Origin of the sequence: Mucilaginibacter gracilis, from assembly GCF_003633615.1 — a bacterium.
Lineage (GTDB): Bacteria > Bacteroidota > Bacteroidia > Sphingobacteriales > Sphingobacteriaceae > Mucilaginibacter > Mucilaginibacter gracilis.
This window is the reverse complement of sequence record NZ_RBKU01000001.1, coordinates 704,092-719,439: the sequence shown is the minus strand read 5'-3', so window position 1 is coordinate 719,439 and position 15,348 is coordinate 704,092. Positions and strand designations below refer to the sequence as shown.

At 42.5% G+C, this 15,348-nt stretch carries 9 protein-coding genes and 2 pseudogenes; 7 read left to right on the top strand and 4 right to left on the bottom strand.

Going from position 1 to position 15,348, the window contains the following annotated elements; all coding sequences use genetic code 11:
- Positions 1 to 59: 59 nt before the first annotated feature.
- From BDD43_RS02980 to BDD43_RS02970, 3 genes are read left to right on the top strand one after another with little or no spacing between them, the layout of a single operon-like run.
- Positions 60 to 968: a DUF5695 domain-containing protein gene (locus BDD43_RS02980; protein WP_050982092.1), complete on the top strand. Its 909-nt coding sequence runs from the start codon at positions 60 to 62 to the stop codon at positions 966 to 968.
- Positions 887 to 1,366: a hypothetical protein gene (locus tag BDD43_RS02975; protein WP_147425555.1), complete on the top strand. Its 480-nt coding sequence runs from the start codon at positions 887 to 889 to the stop codon at positions 1,364 to 1,366. Before BDD43_RS02980 ends, BDD43_RS02975 begins: the two co-directional genes overlap by 82 nt.
- A 6-nt stretch (positions 1,367 to 1,372) precedes the next feature.
- Positions 1,373 to 1,687 (top strand): hypothetical protein, encoded by a 315-nt coding sequence (locus BDD43_RS02970; RefSeq protein WP_050982094.1) that lies wholly within the window; start codon positions 1,373 to 1,375, stop codon positions 1,685 to 1,687.
- 41 nt (positions 1,688 to 1,728) lie between these two features.
- On the opposite strand, the gene BDD43_RS31010 is transcribed toward BDD43_RS02970, so the two are convergent.
- The 4 genes and pseudogenes from BDD43_RS31010 to BDD43_RS02950 form a co-directional block, all read right to left on the bottom strand.
- Positions 1,729 to 2,016, bottom strand: coding sequence for a DUF6055 domain-containing protein (locus BDD43_RS31010; RefSeq protein WP_394330570.1), 288 nt, complete (start codon positions 2,014 to 2,016; stop codon positions 1,729 to 1,731).
- Positions 1,947 to 2,921, bottom strand: a pseudogene (locus BDD43_RS30505) (DUF6055 domain-containing protein). Before BDD43_RS30505 ends, BDD43_RS31010 begins: the two are co-directional and overlap by 70 nt.
- A 327-nt stretch (positions 2,922 to 3,248) precedes the next feature.
- On the bottom strand, positions 3,249 to 5,651 hold the full coding sequence (locus BDD43_RS02955) for a glycoside hydrolase family 127 protein (protein WP_008506702.1): 2,403 nt from the start codon (positions 5,649 to 5,651) through the stop codon (positions 3,249 to 3,251).
- Positions 5,652 to 5,667: 16 nt separating this feature from the next.
- Positions 5,668 to 8,031 (bottom strand): glycoside hydrolase family 127 protein, encoded by a 2,364-nt coding sequence (locus tag BDD43_RS02950; protein WP_008506703.1) that lies wholly within the window; start codon positions 8,029 to 8,031, stop codon positions 5,668 to 5,670.
- 287 nt (positions 8,032 to 8,318) lie between these two features.
- Between BDD43_RS02950 and BDD43_RS02945 the strand changes: the two are divergent.
- The 4 genes and pseudogenes from BDD43_RS02945 to BDD43_RS02930 all read left to right on the top strand — a co-directional run bounded on the left by BDD43_RS02945 (position 8,319) and on the right by BDD43_RS02930 (position 15,062).
- A pseudogene (locus BDD43_RS02945) lies at positions 8,319 to 9,263 on the top strand (dihydrodipicolinate synthase family protein).
- Between the two features lie 329 nt (positions 9,264 to 9,592).
- Positions 9,593 to 11,344 carry a DUF885 family protein gene (locus tag BDD43_RS02940; RefSeq protein WP_246001427.1) on the top strand — a complete coding sequence of 584 codons (1,752 nt, stop codon included), beginning with the start codon at positions 9,593 to 9,595 and terminating at the stop codon, positions 11,342 to 11,344.
- A gap of 46 nt (positions 11,345 to 11,390) precedes the next feature.
- The gene (locus BDD43_RS02935) at positions 11,391 to 12,818 is read left to right on the top strand and encodes an APC family permease (protein ID WP_121196261.1); all 1,428 of its coding nucleotides are present in this window, start codon (positions 11,391 to 11,393) and stop codon (positions 12,816 to 12,818) included.
- An 18-nt stretch (positions 12,819 to 12,836) separates the two neighbouring features.
- Positions 12,837 to 15,062 (top strand): putative Ig domain-containing protein, encoded by a 2,226-nt coding sequence (locus tag BDD43_RS02930; protein ID WP_121196259.1) that lies wholly within the window; start codon positions 12,837 to 12,839, stop codon positions 15,060 to 15,062.
- Positions 15,063 to 15,348 lie beyond the last annotated feature (286 nt).

Genomic DNA, 15,348 nt, shown 5'->3' with positions numbered 1-15,348 from the left:
GCCACCAGCAGCATCTTGATTCATCAAAATGGTATAATGGCTTATTTTCTGTTTGGGATATGAAAAATCAGGTTCTCCGCGGACCGGATAACGGGGACAGCTTTACGGGGTCGTTAGCTTACGTATTGGCATCAGATGATCCGACGCTGGGTAAAGCACCTTTTCTGACCGCTAAAAATGTGTTTTATCCAAATCAAAAAGAAATAGATGCTGTAGAATATTACATTAAAAATTTTGTTTGGGGTAAGCTACAAAAAACGGATACCGAAAGTCCGCATCCTTACGGCGTTTATGCAACTCCAGACTGGCATGTAGACAGGGACTCTATATTACGCAAGAAGATCTCAAAAACTAACCTGGACAAAGATCATGTTTGGAGGTCATATGATTACCCGCATATTATCATGCTTTATTATAACATGTATCAACTGGCAAAAAGGTATCCTGGCATGGTTCATTATTTGGATGCCACGGCGTATTTAAAACGGGCCAAAGAAACAGCCAAAGCATATTTTACTTATCCTTACGAAATTTTACCCTGGTATGAAACCTATAAGTGGGGCTGCTATAACGAAGTTGTGTTGATAGATTTAATGGCGACTTTGCGAAAAGAAGGTTTTAATGACGATGCTGATTGGTTAAAAGGCGAGTGGGAGAAAAAAGTAAAGTACTTTTTGTATGATGATCCCTATCCGTTTCGATCCGAGTATGCTGTTGATGCCACGGCTTATGAATCAACACATGCCATAGCCCGTTATGCCGTACCCAATAAGCTTAAAGCCGATAGTAATTTGTGGTATGATAAGAACCTCAAAAGTGGTATTCTCATGCTCATATCAGCGCTGGAGATGGCCGGAAGTTTATGGACAGGGAAATTGCAGCCAACATGGCTTCAAGAGGATGGCTTGAAACTGCGTATTATTACCTGGGCAGCGATTTTAGGGGTAAAAGTGATTCCTTCACGCTAACTTATATGGCGCCAATGGGAGGCTGGGGGATATTGGATTATGGTTTAAACTTCGCCAGGCATCCCAGCGATTTTATACGCTTGGGTTATGCATCCTACCTGTCTTCGTTTGCGCTGATGAATACCGGAAATAAAAATAGTAATTATGGTTTTTGGTACCCAAGCAAGGAAAATGACGGCGCCTCGGGTTGGGCATTTGAGCCGCAGCAATATACAAGAAACTGGATAAACAAAAACCAGGGCAGGGGGCCATGGTTTTATGATGGAGAAGCAGATATAGGATATGGCGGAGCTACAAGGATGGCTGCTACGGTGATCACTAATGACGATATTTTTGGCCTTGTGGCTTACGGTGGAAATTTAAAGCGGGATGGAAACAAGCTTAAAGTGATACCATGAGATGGCTTGGGCAGCAGGTTTTATTACCGTGCTTTCGGACAGAAAATAGACATAGAACTATCTTCAGACGGTTTTTTAGAAAGCGTTCCTGTTGTAATTGACAGATATGGAAAAAATATAGCCTTTTCCATAACCTCTCGGATTCCGGAACCACATAATGTTGATGTTTTGTTTGAAGGAATAAAAGGTGGTTATAAACTTATCCTAAATGGTAAGTTATTGTTTAAGAGTAAAGGTGCGGCTGATGGATCAGTAAATGTTAAGCTGCCGATTGGCTGTGAAAAAAACTCCGTTATTTTAAAGCGGATAAAGGCCGGTTAAATAACGATGCACGCAGCTAATATTTTTTTGCTAACCTGAAATCATTTGATCACAGCATCATCAAGTGAGGTTCCAGTTAATTTAACTTGATATGGCCATTCTTCATCATTTGAAGCGTTGCCGTCATTTAAATGCTTCCAATGTTGCGTTGGAGCACCGGTTACAATAAGCCACAGGTAGGTTGTATTGGCAGGAACCACAAAGCTGGTGGTCCCGGTTGAACTGGAATTTACGCTTCCGTAAACGCGGGTACCGTCCTTTAACCTGTAGCGCCTGCAATTCCCTGAAACTGGAGTGTTACAGTGGTTCCCGAAGCTGGAACTTTTAATTTAATTCCATTATAACCGTAGTTTTGCGGACAGTTGCTTTCTGCTATTTTGTACCAGCCATTTCCAGCGTTGTTTAAAGTTGCAAGATGTTGATTTGCATAAGGTTTTGCGGCTCGCGCAATACGGGCCAAATCCCAGGTTATAAATTTTCGGTCAGCATCAAACATCTCGTCATTAAACTGCGATTGGCTTAATCCGGTTAATCTCTTATAGGTCATCACCGCATCCTCTCCCTGGGTCGCATTTCGCCATATTTTTCCTACAAAGTCCCTGCCACGTTTATTAGACCAGTACTCTAAAACATATGGAGAATGATATTGATTGTCCTCGTGCAAAAAGGAGAGGTGGGTTTGATGCATAAAACTTACCATGTGATAGTTTTCGAAGGTCATCCATCCCAAATATACTTGGAACAACATGTACTGGGATGTCATTTCAAAAATAGTTTGACTATTGCTTCCTGCCGGCGTGGAGGTAAATCCCCAGGCACCATCCGCATGAACCATATATTAAAATGAATGGCCGAGTTCATGTGCCAAAGCTCCGTAACGAGTAGCGTTAATCCGTACTGCGGGGGGCCACAAGACGCCAATTTTATTATCGACTCCACCACCATAGGCAGTGCCGTCGGTAGTGCTGTAAAATACGTACGTTAACATTTTATATTGATCAGTCAACGATTGTCCTTTTTGTACAAATTTTAGGGTGTCACGATAACAGGTATAAAATCTTTCTAATCCTGTTATCGAAGTGTTGGGATTGAACCTCTGGGAAGCGTCCTGATTAATTGTGGCATCATTTCCATACTCTTTGCCCCAAAACATGGCCACATCATTTGATTCCGATTTATGAAAATTGCTGAATTCACTATTTTTGTTACTGTAATCATTATTGTCGGCAACCATCCAGACATTGGCAGGATAATAGATGGTTTTGGCGGGCGTACTTATTTCTTTTTCATTCGTGATTGGATATTTGTAGTGACTCGCGTTCAATTGAAGAACGTTTGAATGCCAATAATGCTCCAATTGACGTTATGGCAATGAGAATTACCAAATACTTAATTTTCATAAGATTAGTTTTAATAGGTTGCTAATTAGGAGTTATATAGGCTAAAATCATTGGCCCAATGCCCGGTAACCATTGAATTTTTAAGTTTAAAAAAATATCCCGTTAAAATCTAAAAGATTTTAACGGGATATCAATACAAGAGGCCAGGTTAGTTGAGGGTATTATTTAACAGCCCATTCGTGTATGCCAGTAGAGTTATCAACAGGCAGTTGAATCTCCATTTTCAAAGCTGTAGTATTTACCGGCTCAAAGGTTACCGTGTTAAAAGTATCCTTGCTTACTGTGTAAGGCGAGGTGTTTTTTACTGGTATCCATTGGCCGTCTTTTAAATAAAGTATTTTGTATGATACAGGTACGCGGCAGCCGCCCCAGGGTCCATCATCGTACCAATACACTTTCGATTCGCTTACCGTATGTTCGGCATTAAAGTTATACTGAACAAACTCGTTGGTATTATGTGCCGGCCACCAATGCAGGTATGGGTAGTTGGTATCGCCAGAACTACCGGGTTCGTATTGGTCTTTAATGGCACCATACATGCGCGAATTTCTTAATGATGATGTTACCGTACTTGTACTGGCAATGGTAGGCGCTGGTTTAGGGCTTGCTGCCGATGCTTCGTAAGGTACCCAAACGGTCATCTCGCTTGGGCCACGGTTTGCCCAGGCGTAGTAAGGGATAGCTTTTACCTTTTGATCAGTTTCTATCAGCTTATCGCTGTTTAACTGCCTTTTGGTGCTTTTACCATCTGTACTTATCACATCTACGCCGTTTAACAGGTCTGCCTTATAATTGGCCTCAGTGAGCGCATTTTTATCAATTAAAATATTCTGAACAAGGCTGTCACGGTTATCTGGTCCTTCAAGGCAATACACTATAGGCCCGCGTTCAAATGCAAAACGACCCCTGTCGTCCTTTACTTTGTCATTAGCCAAAACCTTTTCAGTTTCTAAAGGTAAAGCCAGCGAAACCTTATCGCCTTTTTTCCAGTTGCGTTTTAAAACAGCATAACCTTTTTCGGTTACAAATGAGGTTGCCTTACCGTTTATGTATATCACTACCGGCAGCGGCGTTTTATCCATAAAGCTGTACAGATTACCCGGTACGGGTTGTTGTTTGGCCCAGCCCGGTATGCGTACCCTTAAAGTAAAGTCGGTTGTTTTTACAGGGTTAATGGTCATGTCAACCTGCCCCTTCCACGGATAATCTGTTTGCTGAACAATATTTACATTTCCCGATGCCAGTTTGATATTACTGGAGTTACTCATAAACAGGTTTACATACAGGTCGTTTTTGTTTTTGGCATAAACATAGCCTGGCAAGGATGGTAAAAAGCGCGTCATGTTACTGATACAGCAGGCGCAGCTGATCCAGGCGCTGCGCTGGTGCTGAAACATAGATGCCAGTGGGTTAGGGTAAAAGAAACGATCTCCGCTTAAAGATACGCCCGATAACAGTCCATTATAAAGCGTCCGCTCCAATACATCGATATATTTGGCATCGCCGTGCAGTAAAAACATACGGTTGTTCCAGTATACGTTGCCAATAGCCGCACAGGTTTCTGCATACGCCGACATGTTAGGCAGCTGGTAGGCATCGCCAAAAGCTTCGCCGGCCCCGGTTGCACCTATGCCCCCGGTGATGTATAGTTTTTTATTAACTACATCGCCCCAGATATCGTCAATGGCGTTTAAATATTTGGTATCGCCGGTTAGCGCGGCAATATCGGCCATACCTGTGTACATATAGGCTGCACGTACAGCGTGGCCTTCGGCTTCGTGCTGGTCAACCACTTTTTTATTGGCTTGGTTATAAGCATCGCCTTTAGGTCCACGTACATCTAAAAAGAATTTGGCCAGGTCAAGGTATTCCTTTTTACCGGTAACGCGGTACATTTTTGAAAGGCCTATTTCCACAATTTGATGCCCAGGATATTCCTCAATTTTGCCCGGGCCAAAGGTTTTTACCAGCAGGTCGGCGTTCTTTATGGCGATGTTTAGAAACGTACGCTTGCCGGTAGCCTGGTAATGGGCAACGGCAGCTTCATACAGGTGACCACAATCATACAATTCATGGCTCAATATCTCCTCGTTCACCCAGCGCTTGTCGCCAATCCACTCGTGGGGTTTTTTAGCGTGCACAGTACGAAAAGTATACAGGTAGCCATCCGGCTCCTGGGCGGCGCCAATAATGCCTATAAGGGTGTCAATATATCTATCCAGCTTAGGGTTCTTTTTGTTTTGCATAGAGTAGGAGGCACCTTCAATAGCTTTATAAACATCCGTATCGTCAAACGGAAACTCGCTTAGCTTATCGCCATCCAGCTGTTTGCCTGCCCGTAAAAAGTTATCCATGCGACCATTTTTTTTGCACTGTGCAAGTACATAGGGTATGGTTACATTGGCATTAACCTCCATCTTGGGTTCCCAAAATTTATCATTTACATGTACACTGGTGAATGCCACGGGCTGTATAGGGTAATCTTTTTGTTGCCCAAACACCATGCTGCTTATTCCTATCATAGATAATAGCAAACCAGCTGCTTTTCTTTTTTTTATCATCATATAGTTTCTTGAATGTTTAATTTTTAACCACCCGGCAACCATAAACCGGGCCGGCGCTGTTGTCTTTTTTTGGTAATAGTTTCACGGTTACTTTTTGTTTGCCTTTGGTTAGCTCGATAGGGACAACGTAGCTGATATCATAAAAACGGCTTTCCTTGTATTGGTTCAAATCTTCGGTTGATAGCTTGATCCCATCTATCATGATATCAAATGTGCGGCCCCGGTTATCCATGCCCCAGTAGGTATTAATGAGGGTGTTTTGGCTGTTGGCATCAACCTTCATCTCGTACTGTAAATATCCGCCATTTTCGGTTGACCGCCATTTTTTCTGGTGATCCTCGCCGGTGATAGCGTTTTCGCCGGTAAAATTATGGTCGCGTTCGGGCTGCATTTCGCCTATGCGTAAAATATCTGTGGTACGGGCCTCCAGTTCCTGTAGCTTTTTGCGTTGCTCATCATAAGTTTTTTGTTGTACAGCCCATGATTGTGGCGTGAATACGTCCCAATAAACCGAGTAGTATTCATTTTTGGTTTGGTTAAAAGGAATTAGCTTAACATCGGTTGGTTTAGCAATACCTGTAGCATCAAAACTCAATTGCTTTTTATCCACCATTTTCAGCCACTTATTAGGGTCGGTTTCGCTGGTGACAATTACGGGCACACCTTTAAGCGGATCGGGTTCGGCATTACCTAAAATGCCGGCCAGTAAAACAGGGCCATAGAATACTGCGCGCCTGTTGGCATTATCGGGCATGGCTTCGGTGTGAATATTCTCGGGCATGATAAATTCAATTTTATCGTTGTTCTTCCATTTTCGGTTTATAACCAGGTATCCTTGTGCATCTGCAGTCACCTGTTGTTTTTTCCCGTTTACTCCTACAGTTGTATTGTCGGCCCATTTAGGTTTACGCACCCGGATGGCCATGGCAACAGGTTTTAAGGTTGTCACCGTTAGCGTTGTTTTATCGCTTTGGGGTAAGTTGCTTTCTTGTGTTATAGACAACCCTTTTTCTTTCCAGTTTAATACTGATGGAATAAATAAATTCACATACAAGCTGCCATCGGCACCCCTAAAGTAAATGCTTTCGTTGTATTTAACATGGTTTTCCATCCCCGAGCCAACGCAGCAGGTAAAAGTATCAAAGGGACTGCTATATTCCTTTTTGCCGCCCATTCTTAATGGCACAAAGTAGCACATCATACCTGTTTCATGGTTTTGCGATGCCAGGATGTGGTTATATAAGGCTTTTTCGTAATAGTCCATTAACTTAGCAGATGGCTCAAGCGCAAACAAATGCCGCGTGAGTTTAAGCATGTTATAAGTATTACAGGTTTCAGTAGTGTTTTCCGTAAGCTTATCGTTTAGCTTGTTGGGTTCGCTTAAATACTCATAATTGCTATTGCCGCCGGTGGCATAAGAATGGTTGTTTACAATGGTTTCCCAAAAAAACTCGGCTATGGCCTTGTCTTTTTTATCGCCGTTAAGTTCATAACGCCTGGCGCTGGCAATTATTTTAGGTATTTGGGTGTTAGAGTGTTTGCCTGGTAATATATCTTGTTGGTTGGCCAATGGATCTAATATGCGCTTGTCATAAAACTTGTATGATAGGTCGAGATATTTTTTATTTCCATTTATCGCGTATAAGTTAACAAGGGTTTCTGCCATGCCGCCGTATTCGCACAAAAGCATTTTTTGCAGTTTCTCGTCGTCAAGGTTTTTAAGGGTTTCGCCGGTCCAGTCGGCCATACCCTTGCATACATGAAGCGCCTGTGTGCTGTTACAATATAAAAATGCATCCAGTAATCCTGCCATTACTTTGTGCACAGTGTACCACGGCGACCAGCCCCCATTTAAATCGAACCCACGCGAACGGATATCGCCCTTCGCTACTTCGGCCCAAACCGTATCTTCTTTCGGTATAGCGCCTACATAACCGGTTTTACGCGCCACCTGGCATTCTCCTAATTCTTTAACGATATAGTTAACCCGCTTTAAAAATTCGGGGTCGCGGGTTGCTGCGTAGTGCATCGATATTGCCGATAAGTAGTGGCCAAGGGTATGACCGGCCAAACCGGATGATTCCCATCCTTCATACATTTTGCCTTTAGGCTTTAAACCAGAGTGGGCACGAAAGCCCGATAAAAGCCTGTCAGGTTCAATTGATAGCAGGTAGGCGGCATCAACCTCCATAGCCTGTTTAAAGGGGCTGTTAAGTAATTTTACATCTTTTAAATTAAAAGTGTAGGCTTTGATCTCGGTTCGAGACATCGTTACAATTCTCTTGTCTTTCCATTCCGGCACATACGATTGAGCAAGTACGGAACTGGCTGTAATACAGCCAGAAAGAATAAAAATATTTAATTTTAGCCACTTTTTCACTATAGTAACAGTTTACTTTATACGCATCTTCATAATAAGCAACCAAGTTACTCCAACATTATGATCCTATATTTTAAATACTTTGCTATAGATAGCAGGATATTATCCTGTTTAAATTTAACTACAGCAGTCGCTATAGTAATTAATTTTTAGATTGATATTTCATGAGTCTTTTTTGAAATGCATTTTAAGTTATGTAAACATTTTGGTAATATGTAACCATAGTTCGGTAATTTCATCAAACAATGGGCGCAGTATCAGTATAACTTTGGTGAAAACAATACGAAATGATAACTTTTGACTGGAAAGGCGTATTCCCTGCGGTAACCACCAAGTTTACCGATAACGACGAATTGGATTTTGATGCTTTTGATGTAAACCTTGCCGCGCAGCTGGAAGCTGGCGTTGATGGTTTGATTTTAGGCGGTTCATTAGGCGAAGCCAGCGTGCTGAGCGATGATGAAAAGTTTTCGTTGTTAAAACATACTATTGATTATGTTGACGGCAAAGTGCCTGTAATACTGAACATTGCCGAGTAAACCACTAAAGCAGCCGTAGCTTGTGCCAAAAGAGCGTTTGATACTGGTGCCGATGGTTTAATGTTATTACCGCCAATGCGCTATAACAGTGAAGAGCGCGAAACCCTTGCGTATATAGGCGCGGTTGCCGAAAGTACCCAACTGCCTATTATGATTTACAATAATCCTGTTGATTATAAAATTGAAGTTACCCTGGATATGTTTGAAAAACTATCGGTTTATAAAAACATCCAGGCGGTAAAAGAATCAACCCGCAATGTATCAAACATTACCAAAATGTTTAACCGTTTTGGCAACCGCTATGCTATATTTACCGGTGTTGACCCGCTGGCTATGGAAAGCATTGTCATGGGCGCCGATGGCTGGGTTGCAGGTTTGGTTGATGCCTTCCCTAAAGAAACGGTGGCTATTTACCGTTTGGTAAAAGCTGGCAGAATTGCAGAAGCCCTAACCATTTACCGTTGGTTTTTACCTGTCCTGGAGCTGGATATCCACCCTAAACTGGTTCAATATATAAAACTGGCCGAACTTGCAACAGGTATCGGTACCGAAAATGTACGTGCTCCACGTTTACCATTGATTGGCGAAGAGCGTGTCAAGGTACTAAAGGTCATAAACGATGCATTGGCCGTTCGTCCGGAATTACCTGCAGGCAGCTGGGGAAAGCCGGTTGAAGAAGAAGTTTACAGTTAGGACAAAACTTCATTAGTAATGTGTTGACTGAGTCGAAGGCATTTAGAATTAACGAAGCCTGAATAAACTGACAGCACACCGTTTTGATAGGATTCATGCGATTGCTTACAAATGCGGAACTCAGAGCATAACTATTTTAACCGTGTTTTTAAGCTCATCACTGGCAACCTGCCACGCGGATAGCCGGACAATTACAATCATAATACCATTACCCTTGCCCGGGCTGCCGGTTAATTTTTATTTATATGTTATTAAATTATTTACTTTTTAACAATTACTAAGTGATAGTCCGTTGTAATAGCACAGTTTCAAATTTAATGGTAGCTTTTATGGTCATGATAGTTTTTATGACCAAAGCACAGAATGTGTCCGTTTCGAATCCTCTTTTTGAACAGACAAGCGAGGTTGCAGGGAAAATCATTCAATACGGGCAGGATATTAATGCCATTAAAGATTTTTATTCGCCATATAAGGTTAACGACCATGCCGAAGATCAATACAAAATGGATGTACTTAATTCGCCCGAGCAGCGTAAAAGACTGGTTGACGTTAATAATGACTATTTAAAGCAGCTGCAGCAAATAGATTTTGAATCGCTTAGTATTTACGGCAAGGTGGATTACCTATTGCTTAAAAAGCGGATTGATTTTGAGCTGAATGATTTAAAGCAAGAAGAAGACAGGTATAACCAGGTAATAAAATATCTTTCATTCGCTGATGATATCTACTTATTAGAAAAAAAACGCCGCCGCGGTGAATTTGTAGATGGTGAAAAGGTGGCGGCACAGCTTAACAGTATCCTTAAACAACTTAAAGCAGATTCGGCGGTATATTCAAAAATTCCAGGTCTGGATATGCCTTTGGCAAAAATTACCCATGACGCGCTTATTGGTTTAAAAGGCAGGTTAACGGATTTTTATGGATTTTATAACGGATATGATTCCGCGTTTACCTGGTGGGTACCCGCACCTTATAAAGACCTTGATATCGCATTGTCTAAATATAGTGAATTGGCAAAGCGTAAAGGGAAAATAAATACAACTCAAAAACCCGACAGCAGCGGCATAAAAGGCGTGCCCATTGGCCGCGACGCCCTGATTAGTCAGCTGCAGGCCGAAATGATACCTTATACACCGGAGGAACTGATAAAACTGGCTAATAAAGAATTTGCCTGGTGTGATAAAGAAATGCTAAAAGCATCGCAGGAAATGGGATTTGGCAGCGATTGGAAAAAAGCGCTGGAGAAGGTAAAGAACAGCTATGTGCCCGTTGGGCATCAGCCCGAACTGATTGTAAAACTATATAATGATGCCATTGGCTTCATTAAAGCGCGCGATCTGATCACTATACCGCCTCTTGCCGAAGAAACCTGGGGCATGGTTATGATGTCGCCGGAGCGCCAGTTGGTTAATCCATTTTTTACAGGTGGAAAGGAGATCAGTATTTCTTATCCAACCAATACCATGGAAGCGCAGGATAAGCTCATGAGTATGCGGGGTAATAATCCTTATTTTTCAAGAGGCACGGTGCAGCATGAGTTGATTCCCGGTCATAACCTGCAATATTTTATGAATAGCCGTTACAAAGCCTACAGGAAGGATTTTACTACTCCTTTCGCTGGCGAAGGCTGGGCCTTATATTGGGAGTTGCTGCTGTATGAAAAAGGCTTTGCCAAAACGCCCGAGGAACGGGTTGGCATGCTGTTTTGGCGAATGCACCGCTGTGCCCGCATCATATTTTCTTTAAATTATCATTTAGGCAACTGGAGCCCGCAGCAATGTATTGATTTTTTAACGGATAGGGTAGGCCACGAAAAAGCAAATGCCGAGGGCGAAGTGAGGCGCTCATTTGAAGGTGGATATAGTCCGCTTTACCAGGTAGCCTACCTGTTGGGCGGTTTGCAGTTGATGGAACTGAAAAAGGAAATGGTTGATAGCGGCAAAATGACCTATAAGCAATTTCACGACGCTGTTATGAAAGAAAATCTGATTCCCATTGAAATGGTAAGGGCAACATTAATTAATCAGCCTTTAAAAAAAGACTTTACTACGAGCTGGAAGTTTTACGATTTTAACAAATAAGTATTAATATTTTATTCCTTTCTATTTACACAGATCAAAGATTTGCATGGATACTTCTACCTCATTTAAACCATCGTTACGATTAATTGATGCAACCATGCTGGTGGCCGGCAGCATGATCGGTTCGGGCATTTTTATTGTAAGCGCCGATATTACCCGTAATGTAGGCAGCGCAGGCTGGCTGCTGTTTGTCTGGCTCATAACCGGTTTTATGACACTCACGGCCGCGCTTAGCTATGGTGAATTAAGTGCCATGTTCCCAAAGGCCGGCGGGCAATATGTTTACCTTAAGGAAGCCTATAACCCGCTGGTTGGTTTTTTATACGGCTGGAGCTTTTTTACGGTTATTCAAACGGCAACCATAGCGGCCGTGGGTGTCGCCTTTGCCAAGTTTACAGCCTATTTAATACCACAGCTTAGCGAAACACTGGTAGCTATAGACCTCGGCTTCATTGCCATTTCGCCAGCCCAGTTGCTCTCTATACTGGTTATTGTTCTGTTAACCTTCATTAATACGCGCGGGGTAAACAGCGGTAAAATCGTTCAAACTATATTTACCATGGCCAAGCTGTTAAGTTTGCTGGCGTTAATTGTGTTTGGCTTATTTGCTATAAAGACCTCGGTATGGACCAGTAACTGGCACAATGCATGGACAATGCATAGCTTAAAGCCGGATGGATCAATGGCATCTTATACTGCCCTTGCTGCATTAGGTGCGATAGCATCGGCCATGGTTGGTTCCATATTCAGCAGCGACTCCTGGAACAATGTTACCTTTATTGCCGGAGAGGTTAAAAATCCGAAAAGGAATATTGGTTTAAGTTTAGCTTTAGGTACAGTGATCGTTACGGTTATTTATATTTTAACCAATATCATGTACACGGGAGTGCTCTCATTACATGATATTGCTATTGCCGATAAGGACAGGGTAGGTGTAACCGCATCACAGCAAATTTTTGGTAACTGGGGTACCATTATAATAGCCCTGCTTATTATGGTATCCACTTTCGGTTGTAACAACGGGCTGATCATGTCTGGCGCCCGGGTGTATTACTCAATGGCTAAGGACAGGTTATTTTTTAAGCGGGTTGGCATGCTTAATAAAAACTCGGTGCCTGGCTTTGGCTTGTGGCTTCAATGCATTTTTGCCTGTTTGTGGAGTCTGAGCGGTAAGTATGGCGATCTGCTGGATATGATATCATTTGTTGTTGTGGTTTTTTATGTACTTACCATCATCGGCATATTTATTTTACGCAAAAAAATGCCTGATGCCGAACGGCCTTATAAAGCTTTTGGCTATCCTGTTTTGCCCTTAATTTATATCATCATGGGACTGGCCTTTTGCCTGCTGCTTATCATATATAAGCCGACGTATACCTGGCCCGGATTAATTATTGTCATGGCTGGTATTCCGGTTTATTTTCTGATTGGCAGTGTAAAAGAGAAAACAGGTGCCGACCCCCCAATTATATAACAAACAATACATGATATCATGAAAAATAATGCTTTGGCTATTTTACTGCTATGCTCTTTTGTAATGGCCAGGGCCCAGAACGGGAAGTACATAAGTTTAAATAATGCCAGGTTTTCAACGGGTGACAATCCGGATTGGAAAAACAAGGACTTTGCCGATCAGACTTGGCGGGACGTCAAAGTGGGAGAAGTATGGCAAAGTCAGGGCTTTCCCGATTACCATGGATTTGCCTGGTATCGCATCCATGTAAAAATTCCCGCTGCTTTAAAAAGCAATTCGGTCTGGAAGGATAGTATCCGTATTTTTCTGGCGCACGTTAACGATGTCGATGAAACCTATTTTAATGGCACTTTAATCGGAAAAACAGGTGGGTTCCCGAATGATAAAGGGGGGTATATCAGTAAATGGCCGGCTGTAAGAAATTATTGTATCGCGTCAAGTAATCCGCTGATAAAATGGGATGGTGAAAACGTTATTGCGGTAAAGGTTTATGACGGCGGTGGATCCGGCGGCATTTTTATGGGCAGCCCGTTTATTGATATGCTGGAAAAGTTTGACGGCATTGAATTCAGCGTATCTGCAATTCAATTTTTAGCGGGTCAGAAAGCAAAAAGAACGCTAACGCTTTTCAACAGGTTTAATACCGTAATTTCAGGCGACCTTCGTTACCGGGTGGTCGACGAAATGTACGGGAAAACTATAAGCAGGCAAGTGATAAGGATAAAGGTCAATCCTTTTGAAAGTAAAAAGTTTATATTGTTTCTTCCTCACCGGGAGGGAATAAAAGTTTATTATGATTTTAAGGAATTATCTTCCGGTAAGGCAAAGTCATTTACCGAAGTGGCACCATATCTGCTTACGCCCGCTGAGCTGCTTAACCCGATTCTAAATGGTCCGCTGGTCATAGGCGTGCATCCGGGTTCGCCGATAATTTATAAAATCGCAGCCAGCGGTCAAAAACCAATGATTTACGCCGTTGACAATATTCCCGCCGGTTTGTCCTTTGATGCGAAGACCGGAATCTTAACGGGAATTATTGATATAGCCGGAAACTATAAACTGATTCTGCGTGTGAAAAATAATATCGGAAGCGATAAGAAAGAATTAACCATTAAAATAGGCGCAAAGCTTGCACTTACACCGCCCATGGGTTGGAACAGCTGGAATTGCTGGGGACTTAATGTAACTGAGGAAAAAGTGAAAAGTTCTGCTAAAGCAATGGTCCAAAGTGGATTGGCGGATTATGGCTGGAATTACGTTAACGTAGATGATGGCTGGCAGGCGGCAGAACGTTCCCCATCAGGTAAGCTATTCCCAAATTCAAAATTTGCTGACATGAAAGAGCTCGGCAACGTCCTGCACGCGGCCGGTTTAAAATTTGGTATATACTCCTCTCCCGGAGCTAAAACCTGCGGCGGTTTTTTAGGGTCCCTGGGGCATGAAAAAGTGGATGCTGATACCTATACCGCCTGGGGCGTAGATTATTTGAAATACGATCTTTGCAGTTACTCAGACAATACCGCCGGCGATACTACTCTTTTTGCGCAGCAAAAACCTTATAAGGTTATGGGCGATGCGCTGAAACTGCAACACCGGGATATAGTTTACAGCATATGCCAATATGGAATTCGTGACGTGTGGAAATGGGGAAAGGCTATGGATGGCAACCTTTGGCGTACGACCGAAGATATCACGGATACCTGGGCAAGTTTGCGTGATATTGGTTTTAGCCAGGCTGACAGATCCGCATATGCCAGCCCCGGTGGCTGGAATGATCCGGACATGCTGATTGTCGGTCAGGTAGGTTGGGGCGAAAACCTTCATCCTTCTAACCTGACACCTTATGAACAATATGCACACATCAGCTTATGGAGCATGCTGTCAGCACCAATGCTGATTGGGTGCGATATGAGTAAACTCGATGCCTTCACATTGAATTTGCTGAAAAACAGGGAGGTAATTGCATTAGATCAGGACACTCTTGGAAAGCAGGCGATTAGAACAGTTAATACTGGTGGTATACAAGTATGGGAAAAAAAGCTTTCGGACGGCGGACTTGCCATTGGGGTCTTCAACCTGAATGATAAATATTGCCGGTATAACTTACGTTTAACGCGTAAAAAAAATGCAGTAAATATTATACGGGATGTATGGATTCAAAAGGACATTAAAAAAAATGTTGGCAGTATATCGCTTCAGGTGGCACCTCACGGGGTCAAGCTTCTGAAAATTACAGGCAGCTAGCGATTCTTTTGGCATTTTATTTTTCGGATAACAATATTTCTTTTCTTCCTGTTTTTGAATGGCGGTTTATTTGCGCAAGTACAAGTAACTGTACCCCGGTGATCTAAGACCGGGAGCAATTAGAATTAAATTATTTGGTCCCGGTCTGCCGATACACTTAAGATGGAAACAACCAGTCATATTTGGCTGGATTTTAACTACTCCTTTCTTCAAGGAACAGTTAATTTTCCTGACAGGAATGAAAAGTTAATACCATAGTTTATAATACGTTTCTACCGGGTAGTGC

Excerpts from the sequence above, each read along its gene's own strand:
- BDD43_RS02980 (WP_050982092.1), top strand. The coding sequence starts at position 60 with ATGAAAAATCAGGTTCTCCGCGGACCGGATAACGGGGACAGCTTTACG.
- BDD43_RS02930 (WP_121196259.1), top strand. The coding sequence starts at position 12,837 with ATGAAAAATAATGCTTTGGCTATTTTACTGCTATGCTCTTTTGTAATG.
- BDD43_RS02955 (WP_008506702.1), bottom strand. The coding sequence starts at position 5,651 with ATGATGATAAAAAAAAGAAAAGCAGCTGGTTTGCTATTATCTATGATA.
- BDD43_RS02940 (WP_246001427.1), top strand. The coding sequence starts at position 9,593 with ATGGTCATGATAGTTTTTATGACCAAAGCACAGAATGTGTCCGTTTCG.
- BDD43_RS02975 (WP_147425555.1), top strand. The coding sequence starts at position 887 with ATGGCTTCAAGAGGATGGCTTGAAACTGCGTATTATTACCTGGGCAGC.
- BDD43_RS02935 (WP_121196261.1), top strand. The coding sequence starts at position 11,391 with ATGGATACTTCTACCTCATTTAAACCATCGTTACGATTAATTGATGCA.